Genomic DNA, 6,048 nt, shown 5'->3' with positions numbered 1-6,048 from the left:
TAAAAGAATAAAAAGAAAGGCGATATTCCGTTCCAATGTGAACGAAATATCGCCTTTTTGATTTAAAACAAATCTTTAACAAATTAAAAACGTAAGTTTTTCAGTGGCCTCAATCAGATTAGGAAGATCTTTTCGATAATTCAATTCATTTTATGCCATGCCGCCAATCCCCTTCACCTAGGGCAATCTCTAACTTCCATTCAAAGGAAGCATTTGCCGGGATCACTTGAGCAGTCCCATTACCGATTGCCATTTCAAGTGAATCGTAATAGCCAATGCTTGGCTCCAAAGCACAGGTCACTCGATCATTGAACATTCCTTCGTCCATCCAAATGCCTAAGTATGGAACCTTGTCCTGCGGCACCGAAAGAATCAAAAAATTGCCGCTCTCTTCGCCGTATAATCCTGACCATCCTGCTGGCACCTGGCCATCGTAATAAAACTTTCTCGCATCTCCGGTAAGCTCCGGCGTAATTAGCGATACGTCTTCCCAAGCATACGATTCTCCAGTTTTCAGACTATGACCGTTGTATACACACAGCATTTCCTCCATAGACTCCGGGAGAAGAATACGCGTTGCTTCCGTGATAACAAACTGTGGGTGGGGTACCCACAAAATCGGCAAGTGGTGATCGCCGGTATTGTGAGCGCAGTATTCCAGCTTGATCCGATCCACAGAAGGAAATGAGATTCGTCTCGTGAACCGATAGGGAAGCTGTGGACTCTGGACAGAGCAAACAACTGCGTTCTCTTCGATCGAATACTCCCAAGGAATGGACCACAACTCACCATGATCCGGGAGTTTAATGTCCCCCTCTATTACCGATGAACAAGCATTTATAGTAGGAAAACATTCATCCCAACCGCTCATATCCCAATCAGTGAACGTCGTGCCATATTTCGGCTGCTGCAAAGAGCGATTGCCCGAGTCTATCAGCCATTCCTTACCCGTAGGTTTGTATTCAATAGAAACCAGCTTCCCTCCAAGCTCTGGAACGATTTCTATGCGGATACTACTACTTTCAATTTGGATGGAAAAGAAGCCTTTATACGTGCTCGCTGTTATGTTTGTCGGACTCTCGTTATTCATAGGCACATCGCCAGATGGATGTGGGCGCCAGAATGATTAGCCTCCAAACGAAGAGCATTTTCAAACTGCTCTCTCGCTAATTTAGAATGACCAAGACCTAGATGACCGAGTCCCATCATGTACCGGCAATGAACTTCATTCCGAACGTTTAGGTCGTCCTCGAACACGAGGAAGTCCGGTAAGGAAACAGCAAAATAATCAAACTTCACTTCATCGAAAAGGTGCTTTTCTGCGTAATCAATCAACTTATAGAAACGCCGTTTAGCTTCTTTCTCATTGCCAAGTGCAAGCCAAGCCATTCCCTGATAGAAAATCATATCCGGCGGTTGATCGTTGTAGTAAAGCGCGCTGGCTGGTTCTTCCAATCCTTGAGAAGCCTTAATGAAACATTGCTGCGCCTGATTGAACTCTTTTAACCCTTCGTGCGCCAATCCAAGATAATAATAAACATTATTCTCTTGCGCCCCCGACAGCTTACCTTCTCCTAAATTGTCCGGATAGATCAGTGCTTGCTGTAATAAAACAACTGCCTCAGCAAATCGCTCTTCGTCCAAAGCTCGCTTAGCCAATTCGATATGAGCCAATACATGCTGACCAGTTACTTTACCCTCACCACCCTCCCATGGGTGGAATTTGCGTACACGCATCGCTTGGACTGCTTGATCGTGGTAGCCTTGCGCATTCAGCAGTGTAATATACTCTACATAGAGATCGTCACGTTTGTTAACCAAATCTAGATGATTCTCCAGCTTTCCACAGCGAATGTCTGGCGCATAACCAAGCTTTTTATACAGTTGGTCAAGCTCGTAGAATACACGTGCATCATCAGTCTTACAAGCAAAAGCCTTTTCCATCGCAATAAGAGCGTTTGCTGCATCTCCAAGTTTGTTGTAGTAAGCAAGTGAGAGATTGCGGTGAACGGTTGGGAAATCGTCGCGAATGGAACGAGAGACTTCCCAATGGGTGATTGCATCCTTATGTCTTTTTTTATCATAATACCAATTACCCAAGTAATAATGAGCCTTGTCATCCCTTGAATCGGCTTCAATCACACTCGTCAACACTTGTAAATCAAATAAACTATTCGGAAAACAGTAATCCGCTGCAGCTGCATTTCCAGCTTTTCTGAAGAGCTGTGCCGATTCTGAATCCCCTGCTTTTTCATATAAATAGCCAAGCGTGTAATAAAGCATCGGGTACGCTTCTGTTTGGCTGTCTTGCACGATTCGATGAACCACTTCAATCGCTTCCTCGAACAAGCCACAGTTGGAATAGTCGGATGCCAGATTCATATAATTGTGCGCATCCCCTCGCATCAGTCTCACTAGCTCGGCTTTCACTTCGCCGGCTAGCTCTTGATCCCCTTGGGCGGAAAGCGAAAGGTACCGTTCATTGGCTGAGCCAAAGTCAGCAATATCAAGCGCGAGCGTCTCCTGCACATAGGATAACGCTTCATGAATCTGACCCAGCCTACGAAGAAGCGCAGCTTTCAGATGACGCGCTTTGTAATTTCGCGAATTGCGTACTAGAGAACGATCAACTAAATCTAGCGCTTCTGCATATGCACCCTTTTCACAAGCGATTTGTGCAAGCGAGAAGTACCCGGCATCCTGCCACGCAGCGGACCAAGTCGATTTATATAGCGCAGCAAAAGACTCTTCTAAACGTCCTTGCTGTTTAAGTGTAACACCTAATTGATAGAGAGCTTCGCTGTCATAAGGGTTCGGGTTCCGCCAGGTGAGCGCATTTACTGCTGTACGGAAATGACTTTCCGCCTCTGTAAACAGTCCTCTGCGCAGCAAGAGTGTACCATAAGCCACATTAATGCGACTATCGCGCGGATCCCGCTTCAATCCTTCGAGATAGTAATCCTCGGGCTCAAACGTAGCATGGCGGTACTGTTCCAAATGCAACCCAGCCAAATAAAGCTGCTCATTCGTTTGGAGCTCCGCTGGCTCCTGCAGCGGTTTAGCTGCATCCGGTACCTGCTCGATCGACGGTTTAGCAGGTTGATAGCTTATGAGTAAGTTGCCTTGTGCATCCCTTACAGACAGCTTCAGGTCATGCGGTTGATCATTCTCATCAAGTGTAATGACCGATTTGAACGTTTGCGTCGGAGATAGCTCCACCGTTTCCTTTAAATAAATACGATGGCTCCCTTTTAATTCTACTGTTGCATCTACGAATAAGGAGGTTGCATAAGCTAACACGACAGCGTCACGAGTATTCGCATTCACTTCTAAGTTAACAGCAGCATCAATAGAAGCATTTTTGACAACACCAATATTTTTGTAAGGCATGAAATATTGTTTGAACGATTTTTCTTCATAAGGCTGCAGCCATGTAAAGTCTGGTTGATTATCGGTGTATACGCCGGTCATCAATTCTATATAAGGTCCGTCCTCATCGGTCAAGTTGCGATCCCATGCTTGCCCGAATTCATCATTCCCCCATGTCCATTGCTTCTTACCTGGCGAAATATGATGATTAGCTACGTGAAGCAAACCTGCTTGAACACCATGATCATAACCGCCGACGAAATTATAGTCCGATTTATAGGCCATATAGGAAGTAGGTACCGGAATGTTTTTGTAACGTGAAATATCCACTCCGGCGGAATAATCCATTTTGTAATAAGTGCCTGTTGCAATTGGGAACTTGGAGACGTCGCGTTTTCCGTGGTCAAAGACTGCCGTCACGTCTGGTGGAAATACGGATTGCGTATCGTCGTTAACTGCCACTGCGGGGTTTGCCCACCATAGGAAAGTCTGTGGCTCCGGTGTTCGATTATATAGCTGTGCAGAAATTTCTAAATAAGCTTTGCCCGGATATAACGTGAAGCCTGCAGTCACTTTCGTTCCATACATGCGGTCGATCTCACTCACCCAGACTGTAGCGCTTCCATCTTCATTGTCGGTTAGTTTGTATTCAACAGGTCCATATGTATTTGGACGATGATGCTGAGGCCAGTTGAACTCGATGCCGCCTGAAATCCAGGGACCGGCTAGGCCAACCAGTGCAGGTTTAATAACACGATTATAATAGACGAAATCATAATTATTCGTTTTGTCTAATGCACGATAAATCCGCCCGCCAAGCTCTGGCATGATCTCAATTCGAACATATTCGTTTTCTAGTATCACGAGACGATAAGCTTGCTCTGTTTTCTCATCTTCAATTTTATCAATAACCGGATGAGGGTATACCTTACCAGTGCTTCCTTGATAAACACGTTTTTCTAAGAACATGGGATTGCGTTCCGGCTCTCCAATACCATAGGTGGGGATTAACTTCTCTTCTTCCCAAACGCGAACTTTCTCACTCAACCTCATCACTCCCTTTCTTGTTTACTTTAACCTGTAAGAGGGTAATCGCCAATTGACAATATGCTTAATATGATGGATTATATTCTTATTTACGTAGGAGGAATAGGAATGAATGATGCTGGAATTTCCGAAGGCTTTGATGAACAAAAATTGTTCGTCCTTCCCGAATATATGCAGACAGAACTATCCCGCTCAGAACTGACGCGAGATTTATTCGTAAGTGATATCGGATTTTTCCCAAATGCTCGTTATCATTATCGGGAACGCCCCGAGGGAAGCCCTTCCTATATACTTATCTTATGTTCGGATGGAGAAGGTTGGATTGAATTGGATAAACAGAAAGCGTTCCCTCTGACCCAAAATCAACTAGCTGTCATTCCTGCTAACACGCCACATCGATATGGCGCTTCCACCGATGCCCCATGGAGTATTTACTGGTTTCATCTTCTGGGAGACCACGTAACCACCTTCATTCGCATGTACGGGATGGATGCCGGTCCCGTTCATCTACCGCTCGGCACACTAACCGAGTTCAGGGATGTATTTGATAAGTGCTTTGTGTTGCTATCGGATAAAACCTACTCGCTTCCCATCCATACACACGTATCCCAGTCTATGCGCCAACTGATCAGCGGCATAGGTATTAGCGCGGGAGGAACAGCCAAAGACAAAAAAAGAGAGCAATATCTGGAACTCGCCATCCGATACATGAATGAACATTTGGATGATTCCATAAAGCTCTCTGATTTGGCCAAGCATACCGGCTTGTCTAAACAGCATTTGATTTTAATGTTTAATGAACAAACGGGATTCCCGCCAATCGAATACTTTCTCCGGATGAAAATCCAAAAGGCAACCCAAATGCTCAGCTTAACGGGTCTGTCCATCAAAGAAATCGCTGCAAACATCGGTATAAACGATCCTTATTATTTCTCAAGGCTATTTAAAAAAATGACGGGCTCCGCCCCAACCGCCTATCGGAACGTCCCGAAGGGATAGAAAGTTATATCGCATAACGAAGGAGGGTTTCAAATGCAAGTGGAAGTGTGGTCAGACATTGCTTGTCCATTCTGTTATATTGGTAAACGGCGTTTCGAAGCCGCACTTGAGAAAACATGGGGCGAATCGTAGCCATTAACCGTGCTGAACCCTGCTTCTGTCGAAGCAGATCCAGTTTGTGCTTCACATTTTATTATCAAATTTCCATTCCCCATTCTCTATTACCAATGTGTACACAGATTCATCTTTTTCGTCATTCTCCCACGTTCTGGTTACTTCTATGAGTACATCATCGTTATCACTTACTTCAATATTAGTTATGACTATTGATTTTAATTTCAAGGATTCTTTATTTATTTCATAATAAATTTCTACCATCTCATCTATTGTTACTTCATCCGTATAGTCTCCTGTACACCATGAATAAGCTTTTCTTACAAATGATTCTGTTGAATAATCCTTCCATTTATTAATATCATTAAAGTTTTGAAAGTAATTGTTAACAGTGATTCTAAACTCTTCATTAGGTATTTTTTGTATTTCATAATTTACTCCTATTATTTCTTTTGCTCCACACCCTGTGATAAAAATAATGATTAGAATAAAAATAATAATAGCTTTTCTAGGTTTCAT

Annotated in this window: 4 protein-coding genes and 1 pseudogene; 2 read left to right on the top strand and 3 right to left on the bottom strand. The window is 43.8% G+C overall.

Going from position 1 to position 6,048, the window contains the following annotated elements; all coding sequences use genetic code 11:
* Positions 1–145: 145 nt before the first annotated feature.
* Together AC0YN7_RS20345 and AC0YN7_RS20340 are read right to left on the bottom strand one after the other, a co-directional pair.
* On the bottom strand, positions 146–1,090 hold the full coding sequence (locus tag AC0YN7_RS20345) for an aldose epimerase family protein (RefSeq protein ID WP_475811855.1): 945 nt from the start codon (positions 1,088–1,090) through the stop codon (positions 146–148).
* Entirely contained in the window at positions 1,087–4,422 is a 3,336-nt protein-coding gene (locus AC0YN7_RS20340) for a tetratricopeptide repeat protein (protein WP_475811854.1), read from the bottom strand. Before AC0YN7_RS20340 ends, AC0YN7_RS20345 begins: the two co-directional genes overlap by 4 nt.
* A 102-nt stretch (positions 4,423–4,524) precedes the next feature.
* On the opposite strand from AC0YN7_RS20340, the gene AC0YN7_RS20335 reads away from it, so the two are divergent.
* Positions 4,525–5,415, top strand: a complete 891-nt coding sequence (locus AC0YN7_RS20335) for a helix-turn-helix domain-containing protein (protein WP_475811853.1) — start codon at positions 4,525–4,527, stop codon at positions 5,413–5,415.
* A 33-nt stretch (positions 5,416–5,448) separates the two neighbouring features.
* Positions 5,449–5,529, top strand: a pseudogene (locus tag AC0YN7_RS20330) (DsbA family protein); the annotation flags it as partial.
* Positions 5,530–5,598: 69 nt separating this feature from the next.
* On the opposite strand, the gene AC0YN7_RS20325 reads toward AC0YN7_RS20330, so the two are convergent.
* On the bottom strand, positions 5,599–6,048 hold the full coding sequence (locus AC0YN7_RS20325) for a hypothetical protein (RefSeq protein ID WP_475811852.1): 450 nt from the start codon (positions 6,046–6,048) through the stop codon (positions 5,599–5,601).

It is taken from the genome of Paenibacillus sp. J31R122 (genome assembly GCF_056269185.1).
The sequence above is the reverse complement of the archived record's forward strand: the minus strand, read 5'-3'. Positions and strand labels throughout refer to the sequence as shown.

Coding starts and splice junctions, on each gene's coding strand:
- AC0YN7_RS20345 (WP_475811855.1), bottom strand. CDS start 1,090: ATGAATAACGAGAGTCCGACAAACATAACAGCGAGCACGTATAAAGGC.
- AC0YN7_RS20340 (WP_475811854.1), bottom strand. CDS start 4,422: ATGAGGTTGAGTGAGAAAGTTCGCGTTTGGGAAGAAGAGAAGTTAATC.
- AC0YN7_RS20335 (WP_475811853.1), top strand. CDS start 4,525: ATGAATGATGCTGGAATTTCCGAAGGCTTTGATGAACAAAAATTGTTC.
- AC0YN7_RS20325 (WP_475811852.1), bottom strand. CDS start 6,048: ATGAAACCTAGAAAAGCTATTATTATTTTTATTCTAATCATTATTTTT.